At 38.1% G+C, this 15,536-nt stretch carries 14 protein-coding genes; 4 read left to right on the top strand and 10 right to left on the bottom strand.

The features are described from left to right. Window positions 1–6: 6 nt before the first annotated feature. The gene (gene murB, locus AC1M9I_RS10220; protein ID WP_481611014.1) at window positions 7–1,041 is read right to left on the bottom strand and encodes a UDP-N-acetylmuramate dehydrogenase; all 1,035 of its coding nucleotides are present in this window, start codon (window positions 1,039–1,041) and stop codon (window positions 7–9) included. A 12-nt stretch (window positions 1,042–1,053) separates the two neighbouring features. After that, entirely contained in the window at window positions 1,054–1,575 is a 522-nt protein-coding gene (locus AC1M9I_RS10215) for a low molecular weight protein-tyrosine-phosphatase (protein ID WP_481590721.1), read from the bottom strand. A gap of 113 nt (window positions 1,576–1,688) precedes the next feature. Between AC1M9I_RS10215 and AC1M9I_RS10210 the strand changes: the two genes are divergently transcribed. Continuing rightward, window positions 1,689–2,849 (top strand): iron-containing alcohol dehydrogenase, encoded by a 1,161-nt coding sequence (locus AC1M9I_RS10210; RefSeq protein WP_481611002.1) that lies wholly within the window; start codon window positions 1,689–1,691, stop codon window positions 2,847–2,849. 37 nt (window positions 2,850–2,886) lie between these two features. Further along, a complete protein-coding gene (locus AC1M9I_RS10205) occupies window positions 2,887–3,330 on the top strand; it encodes an acyl-CoA thioesterase (protein WP_481611001.1) in 444 nt (147 codons plus the stop codon). On the opposite strand, the gene dnaX is transcribed toward AC1M9I_RS10205, so the two are convergent. From dnaX to AC1M9I_RS10170, 7 genes are all read right to left on the bottom strand, one after another. Next, window positions 3,327–5,453, bottom strand: a complete 2,127-nt coding sequence (gene dnaX / locus AC1M9I_RS10200; protein WP_481594874.1) for a DNA polymerase III subunit gamma/tau — start codon at window positions 5,451–5,453, stop codon at window positions 3,327–3,329. The genes AC1M9I_RS10205 and dnaX overlap by 4 nt on opposite strands. A 118-nt stretch (window positions 5,454–5,571) precedes the next feature. Next, window positions 5,572–6,030 (bottom strand): copper resistance protein NlpE N-terminal domain-containing protein, encoded by a 459-nt coding sequence (locus tag AC1M9I_RS10195; RefSeq protein WP_092767797.1) that lies wholly within the window; start codon window positions 6,028–6,030, stop codon window positions 5,572–5,574. Window positions 6,031–6,090: 60 nt separating this feature from the next. Next, window positions 6,091–6,708 carry a metalloprotease secretion chaperone CpaB gene (gene cpaB / locus AC1M9I_RS10190; RefSeq protein WP_481611000.1) on the bottom strand — a complete coding sequence of 206 codons (618 nt, stop codon included), beginning with the start codon at window positions 6,706–6,708 and terminating at the stop codon, window positions 6,091–6,093. A gap of 3 nt (window positions 6,709–6,711) precedes the next feature. Then, complete coding sequence (gene cpaA / locus AC1M9I_RS10185; RefSeq protein ID WP_481610999.1) at window positions 6,712–8,442, bottom strand: metalloendopeptidase CpaA; 1,731 nt, start codon at window positions 8,440–8,442, stop codon at window positions 6,712–6,714. Between the two features lie 109 nt (window positions 8,443–8,551). Next, the gene (locus AC1M9I_RS10180; RefSeq protein WP_481594884.1) at window positions 8,552–9,811 is read right to left on the bottom strand and encodes a serine hydrolase domain-containing protein; all 1,260 of its coding nucleotides are present in this window, start codon (window positions 9,809–9,811) and stop codon (window positions 8,552–8,554) included. A 68-nt stretch (window positions 9,812–9,879) separates the two neighbouring features. Beyond that, the gene (locus AC1M9I_RS10175) at window positions 9,880–10,734 is read right to left on the bottom strand and encodes a MaoC family dehydratase (protein WP_481610998.1); all 855 of its coding nucleotides are present in this window, start codon (window positions 10,732–10,734) and stop codon (window positions 9,880–9,882) included. Window positions 10,735–10,874: 140 nt separating this feature from the next. Next, entirely contained in the window at window positions 10,875–12,266 is a 1,392-nt protein-coding gene (locus AC1M9I_RS10170) for a 3-oxoacyl-ACP reductase (protein ID WP_035266061.1), read from the bottom strand. A 240-nt stretch (window positions 12,267–12,506) separates the two neighbouring features. Between AC1M9I_RS10170 and AC1M9I_RS10165 the strand changes: the two genes are divergently transcribed. Next, window positions 12,507–14,036, top strand: coding sequence for an acetyl-CoA C-acetyltransferase (locus tag AC1M9I_RS10165; RefSeq protein ID WP_180028195.1), 1,530 nt, complete (start codon window positions 12,507–12,509; stop codon window positions 14,034–14,036). Between the two features lie 53 nt (window positions 14,037–14,089). Here AC1M9I_RS10165 and aceI read toward each other — a convergent pair whose 3' ends face one another. Next, the gene (gene aceI / locus AC1M9I_RS10160) at window positions 14,090–14,521 is read right to left on the bottom strand and encodes a chlorhexidine efflux PACE transporter AceI (RefSeq protein ID WP_092767850.1); all 432 of its coding nucleotides are present in this window, start codon (window positions 14,519–14,521) and stop codon (window positions 14,090–14,092) included. A gap of 97 nt (window positions 14,522–14,618) precedes the next feature. Between aceI and aceR the strand changes: the two genes are divergently transcribed. Beyond that, window positions 14,619–15,503 (top strand): HTH-type transcriptional regulator AceR, encoded by an 885-nt coding sequence (gene aceR / locus AC1M9I_RS10155; protein WP_481610997.1) that lies wholly within the window; start codon window positions 14,619–14,621, stop codon window positions 15,501–15,503. Window positions 15,504–15,536: the final 33 nt, after the last annotated feature.

Here is a 15,536-nt window from a genome sequence, read left to right as displayed (position 1 = left end):
TCCTTTTTAAACCAAATGAGATTGAATAGAACCTTTTTGATCGAACAAAACAGGCTCAGGTTCTAATAAAATACCAAACTTATTTAACACATCTTGCTGCACAGAGCGATAGGTTGCTTGCACATCTGTAAGAGATGCATCAGCGTAATTGACTAAAACTAAAGCCTGTCGATCAAACATTCCCACTTTTCCTAATTTTTTTCCTTTCCAGCCTGATTGGTCAATCAACCAACCAGCTGCAACTTTTACGGAACCATCCGCTTGAGGATAGTGTGGAATCGTGGGATGAAGCTGTAAAACTTCCTCAAATTTCGTTTTAATTAAAATCGGATTTTTAAAAAAGCTCCCTGCATTTGGATATTCTGCAGGATCTGGGAGTTTAGTTTGACGAATTTTGATCACTTGTTGCTGTAAATTATATGGCGTAATGTCATCGCCCATCGCAGCTTTTAAATCTCCATAATGCATTTTGAGTTGTGGGTGTTTAAGTAATTTAAAGATGACCGCAGTAATAACAAACCGCTCAGGGTGATCTTTAAAAATACTGTGTCGATATGAAAAATGACAATCACTCGCTTGGATTTGTACGTTTTCATTTTTAGTACGATCAAAAGCCTCTACAAATTCAATAAATTCACCGACTTCAACGCCATAGGCACCGATGTTCTGAACAGGTGCAGCACCCACCCACCCTGGAATCAATGCGAGATTTTGCAATCCATAAAAACCTTGCTCTGTTGTCCATAGCACGAACTCATGCCAGTGACGTCCAGCACCTACTCGAATTGTTACATTGGTATCATCTTCAGCAAGCAGGACAAGATCATCTAAATGTAATTGAACAACTAAAGCATCTAGATACTCGGGAAGCAGCATATTACTCCCCCCAGAAAGTATCATCATGTTTAATTGAGCTTGCTCAGCAAATTGAATTGCTTCTCGCAAATCTTGAAGAGATCGAACAATACAATAATGAGATGCAACAGCATTTAAATTCAACGTATTGAAAGACTGGAGTTGTATATTAGTTTGAATATCAATCATATTTTTATCTTACTCAACGTTTGACTGCTGCAACATTGGTTTTAAGTAACTAATCCATGCTTTACTGTTCGACTCACATTGATCTAAGACCAACTCAAAGCCATCATCTCCACCATAGTAAGGATCTGGTACGGGTTGATTTAAATATGAATGATCCTTGGCACTCATGAGCTCTATTTTTGCTCGCAATTCATGGTTTTGAAATATCTGCGCTGCTTCAACTTGAAGTTTCTGAATATTGACTAGATTTTCATGATCCATCGCCAAGATTAAATCGAATTCCTTAAAGTCTTCAATACGAATCTGTCTCGCACGTAATGAAGATAAATCATACCCTCGTTTCAATGCGTGCTTTTGACTTCGATGATCAGGCGCTTTGTTTGGGTGGTAGTTACTGGTTCCAGCTGAATCAACTTCAATATTTAATTTTTCTAAATCAGCAAAGTGTTTCATTACCACTTCTGCTGTTGGGGAACGACAAATATTTCCTAAACATACACATAAAATTTTGTATGGCATTTTCGTCGTCATCTTCGCCTCAAAAATACATATACTTTCGCAGTGCATATGTTAAGTTATTTAAGGAGTGAATCCTATAGAACTGTAAAACAATAATCTTATTTAAAGCGCAAAAAGGATGTGTGATGAGCCAATTTCAATTTCAAACTGTCGGGAATATTATTTCTGGTTTAGGGAGTATTCAACAGCTTGGCTCAATTTTAAAACAACATCGATTTAATAAAGTTCTTCTCGTCACAGATCAAGGAATGATTGATCATCACCTCCACCAACCTATTCTTCACATTTTCAACGCTACTGGGACTGAGTTCAGTATTTTTTCCGATGTCGTTGCAGACCCTCCTGAGGAAGTCATCTTAAATGCAGTAGATGAAGCAATACGTTTACACATTGATGCAGTCATTGGTTTTGGCGGTGGTAGCTCTTTAGACGTGGCAAAAATTATTGCCGTACTTTCACACCCCAATCAAACCCAAACGATTTCTGAGTTATATGGCGTCAATCAAGCTCAATCGCCACGATTACCACTCATCTTAGTGCCTACAACTGCAGGTACGGGTTCTGAAGTTACACCAATCTCTATTGTCACTACAGGCAAAACAACAAAAACAGGAATTGTTTCACCCGTTCTGTATGCGGATACTGCCATTTTAGATGCCACTTTTACTCAAGGTCTTCCGGCTCACATCACTGCAGCAACAGGAATTGATGCAATGGTGCATGCAATTGAAGCCTACACCTCAAAACTAAAGAAAAATTTCTATTCTGATTTGCTCGCTAAACAAGCATTGGATTTATTGAATCAAAATTTAAAACTTGTTCTAGAGCAACCCCAAAACCTAGAAGCGCGTCAAAAAATGCTCTTAGGTTCTATGTTGGCTGGACAGGCATTTGCAAATGCACCTGTTGGAGCGGTTCATGCGCTTGCCTATCCTTTGGGCGGGCATTATCACTTATCGCATGGTCATACCAATGCAATCGTGCTTGTTGAAACACTGAAATTCAATGCACCTCAAGCGAAGAAATACTATGCTGAACTGATGCAATGGATTGACCCATATAGCAAAGGCAATACTGATGGCTTATGTGATTTATTTATCGATCATATGGAAAGGCATGTTAGCCAGAGTGGGTTGAGCTTAAAACTCAATGAGCTAGGTGTACAAGAATCAGATTTAGAGATGTTAGCTAATGATGCAATGCAACAAACGCGCCTCTTACAAAACAATCCTAGAGCTCTAAGCTATGCTGATGCTTTAAGCATCTACCAAGCAATTTATCATTAAATGACTCGAAATCTTTAATCAACTTTCTGAATAAAATATGACAACTATTTCAAAAAAAACCAGAGCTGACTATCAATTCTTTTTTCCAATCCAAACCCGTTGGGCTGATAATGACGTGTATGGGCATGTCAATAACGTCACTTATTACAGCTACTTTGACACCGCCGCGAATGCACTACTTATTCAACACGCACAATTTGACTTTAAAACTTCGCCTATCATTGGACTCGTCGTTGAATCAAAATGTACATATTTTTCTGAACTATCCTACCCCGAAGTGATTGATATTGCTGTCGCTATCGAGAAGATTGGACGATCTTCAGTGACGTATAGCATTTCAATATTTAAGCAAAATCAATCAGAACCTGCTGCTCAAGGTTATTTTGTGCATGTATTTGTCGATCGTCACTCTCGTAAAAGTATTGAATTACCAAACTCAATACGCGAAGCCTTAACTACGTTTATGACGAAATCAACTTAAGACTTAAGCTGAATATTATGTAGCTCACCGCCGAAAGTTTTTAACAAGTCTTCCACGACGGGTTCTTGATGAATCAATTCTTCAGCACGTCGATATGCCTTTTGCTTACGCTTTTCCTGCAGATCGAAAGGCGTCTCACCGTTTGGTTCGTTGTATTTTACGATTAATTGAGATTTTGAAAATGATTGCTTGAGTGCTGCTTCTAAACTCGGAATGAGTGAGTGCAATAAAGCTTCGTATTTTGCAGGGATATAGAATTCACATGTTCCATCAATTTGACCTTGCATAAGACCTTGTTGTGCTAATTCTTGTACCGCAGGTGTTAATGGACTATTTCTGAACCAATATTCCCACTTTTGAGTATCCCATTCACCTACCAATTCGACAGGCTCAAGCCTTAAAATATCTTGAGGCATTAAACCTTTTAAGCCAGCATCTGCGACAACATTTTTATTCTCATCAAGTAGATCTAGACTTGGGCAATGAGTGCCATTCGATGATCCTTCTTCTTGAACTGACAATTCAGCGCTTTCAGCAGAATGTTCACTTGGCTTAGGCTCTAAAAAGAAAATATTGTCTTGATCAACAATAGAAGATTCAACAGGCTCTGAATTAAAGCTTGCTCCAAATGAAGTCAGCTCAATCTCCCCACTGCCTACCACAGAGTTGGTTAAATTCTCTTGTTTCACCTCAACAGATACAGACTGACCGACATCATCCGCATGATTTAATTCTGTTGAATGTAAGCTTTCAGATTCAGTTTTTTCAGGCTGAATTGACTCAGCTGGAATAACCTCATCATCAGATGCCATCATCTGCTGAAATAAGATTAAATCCGTATTTTCCTCATCATTTACATCACGACTAGGCTGAATCAAACTCGTATTATTCTCAGGTGAACTAATTTTCGATCCTGCTTCTTGATGATCAGCCGGTATAGATTCTGAATTCTCTGTCGAAATCTGATTGAAATTTTCAGCTTCTTTTAAGACATTTGATTGTTCTGGAGGTGCTTGAGTGGTCAGCTGCTCATTATTCGCCATCGGGCGGAATGCCAACAACCTGAGCACACACATTTCAAAGCCTTGCTCTTGAGTCACTGCAATTTGTAATTCAGCACGACCTTTACATGCAATTTGATAATACAATTGTAGATCTTGAGCAGAAATCATGCTCGAAAGCTGCATAATTTTCTGATTAATCTCAGCACTATATTTTAAACTCAAGTCTGGTAAGTATTGGAGTATAGCCAACTCATGTAAAGTTGAAATGAGTTGATCCAACACCAAAGAAACATCAAGTGCTTGTTGACGGAATTGGAGTAATAAAGCACTGACTTTAGCACGTTGATTTTGATGTATCGCCAAAATAAGGTCGAAAATAATCGTGCGATCAATCAAACCCAGCATTTCTTTCACATCTTGGTGGTGAATCGCACCTTGCCCATATGCAATTGCTTGATCTGTTAGCGACAGTGCATCACGTAAAGAACCTTGTGCTGACTCAGCGATCTGCCAAATCGCATCAGTTTCCGCATTAATTGATTCTTTAGTTAAAATTTGTGTGAGATGTGAAGTGATTTCATCAACCGCCAATGGGCGTAAAGTAAATTGCAAACAACGTGAAATAACCGTAATTGGAAGTTTTTGAGGATCTGTCGTCGCAAATAAAAATTTGACATGTTCAGGCGGTTCTTCAAGTGTCTTGAGTAAAGCATTGAAAGAATGTGTGGACAGCATGTGTACTTCATCAATGAGATACACTTTAAAACGACCTTGCGTTGGTGCATAAGGTACGTTATCCAATAATTCTCGTGTATCCTCAACTTTGGTTCGGGATGCTGCGTCAATTTCAATTAAGTCTATAAATCGACCTTCATTGACTGCGGTACACGTTGGGCATACTTCACACGGTGTAGATGTTACACCTGTTTCACAGTTCAGACATTTAGCAAGAATCCTTGCAATCGTTGTTTTACCAACGCCACGCGTCCCCGTAAAAAGATAAGCATGATGCAGTCGACCACGCTCTAAAGCACTGGTTAATGCACGCGACACATGGTTTTGACCAACCAATTCTAAAAAATTACGTGGACGATATTTACGCGCAAGAACCTGATACATGAATGCTCCCTAATTACAGGACTAAGCATACTGTTTTTTTTGGCAAGAGTGAATGCGTTACAGATCATTCATACATTCAAAAAACAATTTAAACCCAACTCTTTTTTCTTGGGAAAATTTAACCTGTTAAATTCAAACTAAAATCATCAAAATTTTCGTATTCCTCACCAGTCCCATCGATACGAATTTCTAGCATTTTGTTGACCAAATCGACAAGAATGATATTTCTGGTTGGAACACCGTTTAATTGAATCAAAGACTTCTCAGTATTAATGAATTTGAACTGACCTTTGATTTCTTCTGCTTGGTTATGACCGCTTAGACTTAATCGTGACAACACATACGTTTGGTCTGCGTTAAGTTGTAAATCAACAGCCATACCAGGACAATCATCACAACGCGAAAAACACCCCATACATGGCGTAGTACCTTGATATAAACCAATATATTGAGGTGTTACTTGATTTTTTATTGAATCATTCTGTTTCAAGAGTTGATTTGATTGCGTGGACTGATCGCAAGAAGCCATATGAATCGACGATATCAAAACGAATGGGATGACAGTACTACGGCGCATAATCACAAATCAATTTTAACAATTTTGTGAAAATTACCATATCTCAAGTCTGCATATGAATCAATGCGTATGTTGGTGCACGTGAACCCCATCATCATGTAAAACTTGATCAGGGTAAGCGAGTCCAATCCCTTTAATTACTTCAGCAAAATATGACCCTTTATCTGTATAAACTTTAATAATTGCATATTGATCTTCAATACTTTGAGTAATCGTAAAATAGTTTAGATCAGCAGGATAATCCTCAAATTGCCCCTTATATCTCACAATTCCATCCTCAACTTGTTCAATCTCAGTAATTTCGGCCACACGATTGATACCAAATTGCAAAAGTTTCAAGGGAAATTTACTGCCCTCTTTCATGCTCGCCACTTGATCAGGGCTAAACTTAAATAAATAACCCGTGTCAGCCCGATGCTGAAAACTTTCTGGAAGAAACATATGCCGTTCAACATTTTGTTCTAGTACAGGCATAAGCTCAGGCATCAGATGAGAACTCGATGACTCATTCTTATTTTTAAGGCGTTCGTCATGAGCATAAACATTTTGACCCAGTTCATTTTCAACTTGATGCTGCTGTAAGCTTGCAGATGGTTTGTCTTTTTCGGGTTTTAGATATAACGTAAATGTAGCAGTCACAAAAACTGCTACACCCAATAAAATATAAATTACTTTCATAAATTATTTGAATAGCGACACTGCTTTAGCATTTTTATTAATCATAGTGACAGCATCACGATCATTCGTACCCCCTAATTGGTATCCATACTTTGGATGGAATAAATCTGGGCTTGAGAAATAAGAGATACTATTACCTCCCATAATCGTACTACCCAAAGGATGCTCCAAACCACGTGCTGGTCCAGCGGTATCATGATGATCCACCCCCATATTATGACCGAATTCATGTCGTAAAACCGTGATTCCACAGTTAATACTTCCACTACCGATCATATAATTGGAGTTAGGGTTTACAAGTAAGTACGCTAAACCACAGCCCTCTTCATCACCTTCATAATATATAGCATCAGCTTTTAAGCGATTACGCTCATTCTGAATAACTTTGTCCACACGACCAATATCAAGGACATTGTTTAATGTTTTAGAACCTGGTGTTTTATATTGCAGATAACCAACGTTGCGTAGATAAAACTTGGCATTTGAATTCTCTGCAGACACATTGGTTAGGTCAAAGCCTTCAATCAATCTAATTTTCGCTGCATTTGCACCTAATTTCTCTGCAACAGCAGGACTACTCACCAAAAGCATATCAATCGTTGAACTATCAGCTTGCCATCCTTGAGATGTATAGACAAAACGTAGTGTTTCACCAGTTTGAATCGTTTGTCGTGAATTATTGGATGCCTGAATTGTGCTGCTCCACGCCGCTCCAGAACTTATGATTATCTTGTCATTGATTTGAGCACGATCAGGTAAATTAATTACTGATTGCCAATTTCCATTTGCCAACTTAACACGTGTCACTGGTTGTTTAGGATCAGGAACTTTTTGATTATTTAAATCTTTCGCTTGTATCACACGTTCTGGTGCAGAAACTAAAATCCACTTCGCTAATTCTTTTACAAACATAAATTCATATCGATCACCTCTATTTATTTTTAAAGTTGCTGAGGTATTGATATTCTGATTTGAAATAGTAGCTTCCCATGTTGCAGTCGACTTCACGATCACACGATCACGGTCATATGCTGAACTTGGTAACGTGAATTGTGACACCCAGTTTCCATCACCAAAAATAATTTCAGTTAAAGGGCTATCGGTTTTATTTAACTGAGTACCCACTGAACTAACATTTATTTGCCTCGGCTTGATATATTCAGGAACCCATTTTTTTAGTTTTTGATTAAATACAAACCAATAGCGATCTCCTTTTTTTAAATTAAAATTACTCGAAAAAAGAAGATTTGTTGTATCAATTGATGAATCCCAGCCTGCATCAGATTCAATCAACATTACCGTATTGTTAGTTACATCGCTCGGCAATACTATTTTCTTTGCCCAAGCGCCATCTTTTAGATGAACTCGCTGTATGATTTGTTGATTAGATATAATATTTTGTACACTTGAATTATCGACAATGGCACTTGGTGTACTGTTGATTCGCCATTTTTTTAAAGATTCACTATAAATAAAGTCGAATGTGTTTCCTCTATTGATTTGAATTGATTCAAGTGGAATATCTATATTGGAAGTATCTAGATATGCCGTATATCCCGCCGATGAAGAAATTCTAATCTTGTCATTATTTTTTGGATTGTTTGGCAGATAGATTTGCTTCGTCCAATTTCCATCACCTAATTTAAATTCTAATTCAGCATAACCGCTCGGAATCTGACCGCTTTGCTGATTTTGATTTGGTGTAAGTACTGTACTTGCCACAACACCACTCATCAAACAACCCATTAGTAAAAATGGTAATTTTTTTATTCATCATGTCACTATTTGTTTATTTTAGTTAAAGTTAGTGTACATTATAAATACAAATTCCCCTTTTTAAATGTTAAAACCATCCCTTTTTACCATTATTAATGTGATCCACACATCTCAATGCCTCTTGCGATAAACTCCACAAACGATAATCCCCTGTAATTGACCCAACAGGATAATTATGGGTATAGGCAAAACTTAATTTTCTTTCAGGATCACACCAAGCTCCTGATCCGTTGTAGCCCATATGACCAAAACCATTTTTTGCACTTTTACCGAGCGTGATAACTCTGTGATAACCCAAACGCCAATGCATAGGTATTGGCATCACCTTGTCTCGATCATAACTTTGAATTTGCGAAAGTTGTTTGAATACAAGTGGCTTGATAAATTGTTTTGATTCGAACTGACCATAGTGCGCCATCATGGCATAGATTTTCGCTAAACTTCTGGCTGTAAATACACCATTAGCAGCAGGAATGGGTTGAGTCAGAACACGATCATCAAAAAAGCTAAAACCCTTCATTCCCTTTGGAATCATTGCATCTATAAAATCATCAGGATTTTGACCAGAATATTGAATGATACGATCCGAAAATGAAACTTTCTGTTTTTTCTTCTTTTGTTGTGCAACTTGAGTAGTTGATGACTTTCTTTCAATATTTGTTTTTTCTAGAGGTTTGGCTATTCTTGAAAGTTGATCCTGAGGGACACCAAAATAGGCACCATCTAATTGAAGTGGTTCTACTAAATATTGATTCATCAGCTCAGAAAGATTTTGCTGAGTCGCTTTTTCAATCAGCCCTCCTAATAACCAGCCATAGGTAAGTGCTTGATATGCATAATTTGAATTGGGTTTAAAACGTGGTGTCGCGCTAGCCATCACATTGAGCATATGATCCCAGTCTGCCATTTCAGATGCTTGAGCAATGACATTTCTAACATCATATAAACCACTACGATGACTCAATACGTCAGCCAAAGTAATCTTAGATTTTCCATGTTCAGCAAATTCTGGCCAATAATCAGCTATGGGTTGACGATAGTCTAATCTCCCTTCACTCACTAGAATATGCGCCAAAGTCGCTAAGATCCCCTTTCCGGTGGAATAGCACATCGCCATCGTGTCTTCTGACCACTCTTCACTCGCAGACTTTTTTCCAACATAAATATCAACCACTTTTTCTTGACCATAATATACAGCCAATGATGCACCACCTTGTTCCGCACGAGAGTCTTGTAAACGACTAAACAAATGTGCCAAATCTGCAAACTGATGGTGAACCGTACCCTTATAATTATATGTGTCAGCGTAAATTAAATCTTTTAGAATTTTCATCTTCTATCCTTGATTTATAGTTATAAAAAAGCCTAACGAATATGTTAGGCCTTGAGCATTTATTAAAGTGGTTTCACAACACCAGAAACATGAGGTTTTTGCGATTTTGCATTACGAACTAATAAATGTGTCGCTTGATCGCGCTCACCCATTAAAAATTCAACCTCAGATGGTAAAAACATAGGCAACTTAAAATAAACATCAGCATCATAAGCATCCGGTAAACTAATACTTGCTAATGCTTTAGCCTTACTCCACATTCCATGAGCAATCGCTTGTTTAAAACCAAATGCTTTCGCTGTAACTGCATGAATATGAATGAGGTTAAAATCACCTGAAACAAGCGCATAGCGACGACCCGTATTTTCGGCGACTTTCCAATTTCCCTGTGATTTAAATTCAGGCAACTGATCTTCTTTAGCCTTTGAAGCGGATGAAATATTTGTTTTTTGACGAGAAAGATAGGTCGTTAAACCTTCCATCACTACATCATTACCTACTTTTGCAGTCGTAATAAAATCAAATTGCAAACCTTTATCATGGGGTTTTAACTCGCCAAATTTACATGATAGCGTGATGGTTTCATTCACTCCAATTTTACGGTACTGCTTAACTTGATTACGAATATGAACCAAACCCAACAATGCGAATGGGAAAGGTTCTTGTGTCATCATTTGCATCTGCAAACTTTGAGAAATGACTGCCAAGTAAGTCGATGGTACATATCCATTATTCTTATAACCACAAATTTCGTTATAAGATTTTAAATGGTCATGATCAACACGATATTCATCAACGATGTAATCCACTTGCGGAAGTGCCTTCTCGCCTTTCGGTTTTTTAAAAATTAAACCTTTAATGACTTTAGGATAAGCTAGATAAGCTTTTGGCAATTGACTAAAGTGACGTGTTTTCATGTTAAAAATTCCCATTTATCTTTATAAAAAATTTACAGTTTGCAGCTCAACAAAACGATCATAACAAATCATACGAGCAATAAAGAGAGCAATGCCTGAACATTACTCTCTTTCATTTAACAATCTATGACCACTAAAGCTTAAGCACCTAATAAACTTTGACCGCACACACGTACAATGTTTCCATTCAGCCCCGTTGAAGCAGATGAAGCAAATAATGCGATTGTTTCAGCCACATCAACTGGTTGACCACCTTGACTCATCGAATTCATACGGCGACCCGCTTCACGAATTGCGAATGGAATCGCTGCTGTCATTTGAGTTTCAATAAATCCAGGAGCAACAGCATTAATCGTTACACCATTTTTCAAAATTGGTGCTGTAAATTTCACTAAACCAATCACACCAGCTTTAGAAGCTGCGTAGTTCGTTTGACCGAGGTTACCCGCAATACCTGAAATCGAAGATACGCAAACGATGCGACCATTTTCATTGATGCCTTCATTAGACAACAAATAGTCATTCACACGCTCAATCGCCGATAAGTTAATGTTAATCACAAGATCCCAAAGCTCTGGCTTCATATTAGCAAGCGTTTTATCACGTGTAATACCGGCATTATGGACAATCACATCTAGCCCGCCTTGAGCAGCCGCTGCAGCTTTGATTTTTTCTCCAGCATCTGGTGCAGTGATATCAATCGCTAAAGTCGATCCACCAATTTCACTCGCAACACGATCAAGATCTGCTTGTTGTTGTGGTACATCTAAGCAAATGACATGAGCACCATCACGCGACAAAACATGCGCAATCGCTTCACCAATACCACGACTTGCACCTGTGACCACTGCAGTTTTGCCCGCAAGTGGTTTAGTCCAATCAACATCAACAACATTTGCTTTTGAAACACGAATGACTTGACCTGATACATACGCTGAGCGCGGAGAAAGTACAAAACGAAGTGTAGATTCAAGATTTAAAGCAGCATCTTGATCTACATAAACCAATTGTGCAGCAATACCTTTCTTAAATTCTTTACCTACAGATTTCACGAAACCTTCTAATGCACGTTGAGCAATCGCTTGTTTCACTGTAGGTGCTGATTCTGGTGTCAAGCCAACGACAACTACACGACCTGAAGTTTGAATTTGGCGAGCAATTGGATTAAAGAATTTATACAATTCAATTAACTGTTCAGAGTCCTGAATACCCGAAGCATCAAACACAACTGCTTTGAATTTCGACTCTTTATCGCCTTCATTAAACGCACCTAAGTTCAACCCTACTTTAGCTGCAGCTTGTTGTAACTCAGCATTGTTTCCCGCATAGCTGTTGGCATGAATATTACTCAGAACTTGCGCAATTTCACCATTAAAAAGACTTTTAGACGCAGAACCGAATAAAACAGCGCCTTGAACAACAGGCGTTGCTGATTCAAAGCGATCTAAGTGAATTGGAGATGGTAAACCTAAATTTTTGATGACAAATTTACCAATTGGAGATTTTGCAAAAGCTTGATATTGGTCAGTCATGAATATGATCTCTCGATAGAATAATTTTTTGAAGGATCTATGATGTAGATGAAGTTCAGTTCAAACTCTGATACTTAGTAAATTAATCGATCCCTGCGTTTCAGTTAAATAATACTTGAGTTACTCTATGTATGTCTTGACCTGAAAGCATTGCTAAATGTCATTTTAGTCAATACGACCTCTTAGCGATTATGCTAATGTAGCACTCAAGAATATCCCAAATATGCTTGGAAAAGCCTTATGAGCAAAACAACTCAAGAAAATCCAACAACTGAGAATTCTGCGAAAGCGACTGTGTCAAATACATCAAAAGCTCGTTCAAATGCGAGCAGTGGTAATGCAAACAGTGCCAACAACGCAAATACTCCAAAAGCGACTCGCCCTCGTACGTCGACGACTCGCAAAAAAACAGCAGCAACAAATAAAACTAAAGCTGAAAATCAAACTTCAGCAACTACGACTCAATCTTCCGCTGAACAGGAAAAAACTATGACTCAAAATACTGTACGCCGTGTTGCAATTATCGGTGGTAATCGTATTCCTTTCGCACGTTCTAATGGTGCTTATTTCACAGCTACAAATACGGATATGCTTACAGCAGCATTGAATGGTCTAGTTGAGCGTTTTAATCTTCAAGGTCAACGTCTGGGTGAAGTCGTTGCTGGTGCTGTACTAAAACACAGCCGTGATTTCAATATGACGCGTGAATGTGTGTTAAGCACAGAGCTTGCACCTGAGACTCCAGCTTACGATATCCAACAAGCTTGTGGTACTGGGCTTCAAGCTGCTTTCCTCGTAGCGAATAAAATTGCATTAGGTCAAATTGAGGTGGGTATTGCAGGTGGTGTAGATACCACTTCAGATGCTCCTATCGCATTTGGTGATGGATTACGTAAAGCCCTCTTAGAACTCAACGTTGCAAAAACAGGTAAAGATCGTCTTAAAGCGTTAACTAAAATTAACGTAAAAGATTTGCTAGATGCTCCTAAAAATGGTGAACCTCGTACTGGCTTATCTATGGGCGATCACCAAGCGATCACAACACTTGAGTGGGGCATTTCTCGTGAAGCTCAAGATGAACTTGCTGCATCGTCTCATCAGAAAATGGCTGCAGCTTATGAAGCAGGATTCTTTGACGATTTAATGACGCCATTCCTTGGCCTTGAGCGCGACAACAACTTACGTCCTGATTCAACTGTAGAAAAGCTCGCAAAACTTAAGCCAGCGTTTGGTAAAGGTGATGCTCGTACAATGACTGCTGGTAACTCTACTCCACTTACCGATGGTGCTTCTTGTGTATTATTAGCATCAGAAGAATGGGCTAAAGCAAATGGTCACGAAATTTTAGCGTATTTAAGTTTCTCTGAAACTGCTGCTGTAGATTTCATTGGTAAAAAAGAAGGTTTGTTAATGGCTCCTGCTTACGCAGTTCCACGTATGCTCGAGCGTGCTAATTTAAAACTTCAAGATTTTGACTACTATGAAATTCATGAAGCATTTGCATCTCAAGTTCTTTCTACATTAAAAGCTTGGGAAGATCCTAAATTCTGTAAAGAACGTCTAGGCTTAGATGCGCCTTTAGGTTCAATTGATCGTGCGAAGTTAAACGTTAAAGGCTCTTCGTTGGCTGCGGGTCACCCATTTGCCGCAACGGGTGGTCGTATTATCGCAACTGCTGCAAAAATTTTAAATGAAAAAGGTTCAGGTCGTGTACTTGTGTCGATCTGTGCTGCAGGTGGTCAAGGTGTAACGGCAATTATTGAAAAATAATTTCTATGACAACAAAAAAGCATCTCAATAGAGATGCTTTTTTATTTTGAGTTTTAGTGATTTAAAGCCTCAGGTGCATAACCCAGTTTAGCTTCGATCCCATCATAGAACCATTGAAATATAAACGTATACACCAGAATACTAAGCGTCAAAGCTAAGTCGACGATAAAAGCTTGTATGAGCGTCATATCCATCATATATGCAACAATTGGAATGGTCACTAACATCAAGCCACCTTCAAATCCTAGCGCATGCAATATACGAACTTTTACAGTACGCTTCCACTGATTGCGCGCTTCAATTTTTTCGAAATAATGATTGAAAATCATATTCCAGATCACTGAAAGTACAGCCATAATCACACCTAATGAACCTGCAATTTCCAGTGGAACTTCAAAAATAAAACTCAAAGAAATTGCGATGATCACCAATAGAATGATTTCATAGCTTATTGCGTGAATAATTCTTCTCTTTGAAAAAAACATGCGTTCACTCATCAACATTGTTATTCATGAGCGCATTTTATTTTCATAATATTAAATGATCGAGTTAGAATCTATCAAAATTTTTGAAAGAATAAACATGAATATTAATCAAGAACAATTGGTCGTTTTTAAAACGGTGATGGAAACAGGTTCTTTTTCCGCAGCCGCACGTCAGTTAGGCAAGGTCCCCTCTGCTGTCAGTATGGCGATTTCCAATTTAGAGATTGATCTGAATCTTCATCTGTTTGAAAGAATAGGACGTGAACCACAACCAACGATTCAAGCTAAAGTTTTGTATGAACGTACTAATCATTTATTGATTGAAATGAATCAATGGAAACAACATGCGTTTGGTTTGAGTAGCGGCATCGAAACCGAATTAAATATTGTGGTGGTATCAGAGTTACTACATAGTAGATGGACTGATTATATTGTTTTATTAGAACAACAATTTCCTCAACTACAAATCAATATATTCAGCGCACCACAAGAAGATGCTCAACAAATGATTTTAACGGGTAAAGCACATTTAGCATTGATGTTTGAGCGTGAACATATTGAGGCGAATGAACAATTTGTGGAATTAATGAAAGAAAGTTTAATTCCAGTTGCATCTGTTCATCATCCGCTGTGCCAAAATCAAAAAGTGAGCTATGAAGAAATTTTTCAAAGTCGTCAGATTGTAGTCGCTAGTCGCGATCGGAACATTAAGCCTGAATTACTTTTCTCCAAAGATGCATGGCGTACAGACAATCACCATTCTGCATGTAGATTAATTTCACAAGGACTTGGATGGGGAGTTTTACCCACTGAAATGCTTATCGAACAACCAACATTAAAGAAAAAACTTAAAGTTCTACGATTTTCAGATTTCACCCCAAAATTTGATTATTTTATCGATCTGGTTTGGAGTAAAGAGCAACCATTGGGCAAAGCTGCTCAATTTTTAATTCATCACATCAGAAATAAAAGAAAAATGTAGGAAAATAACTTGATTTAAAACTTTTGTAGCATG

The organism is Acinetobacter sp. ANC_7553 (assembly GCF_056779895.1).
This window is presented reverse-complemented; position numbering and strand designations above follow the sequence as displayed.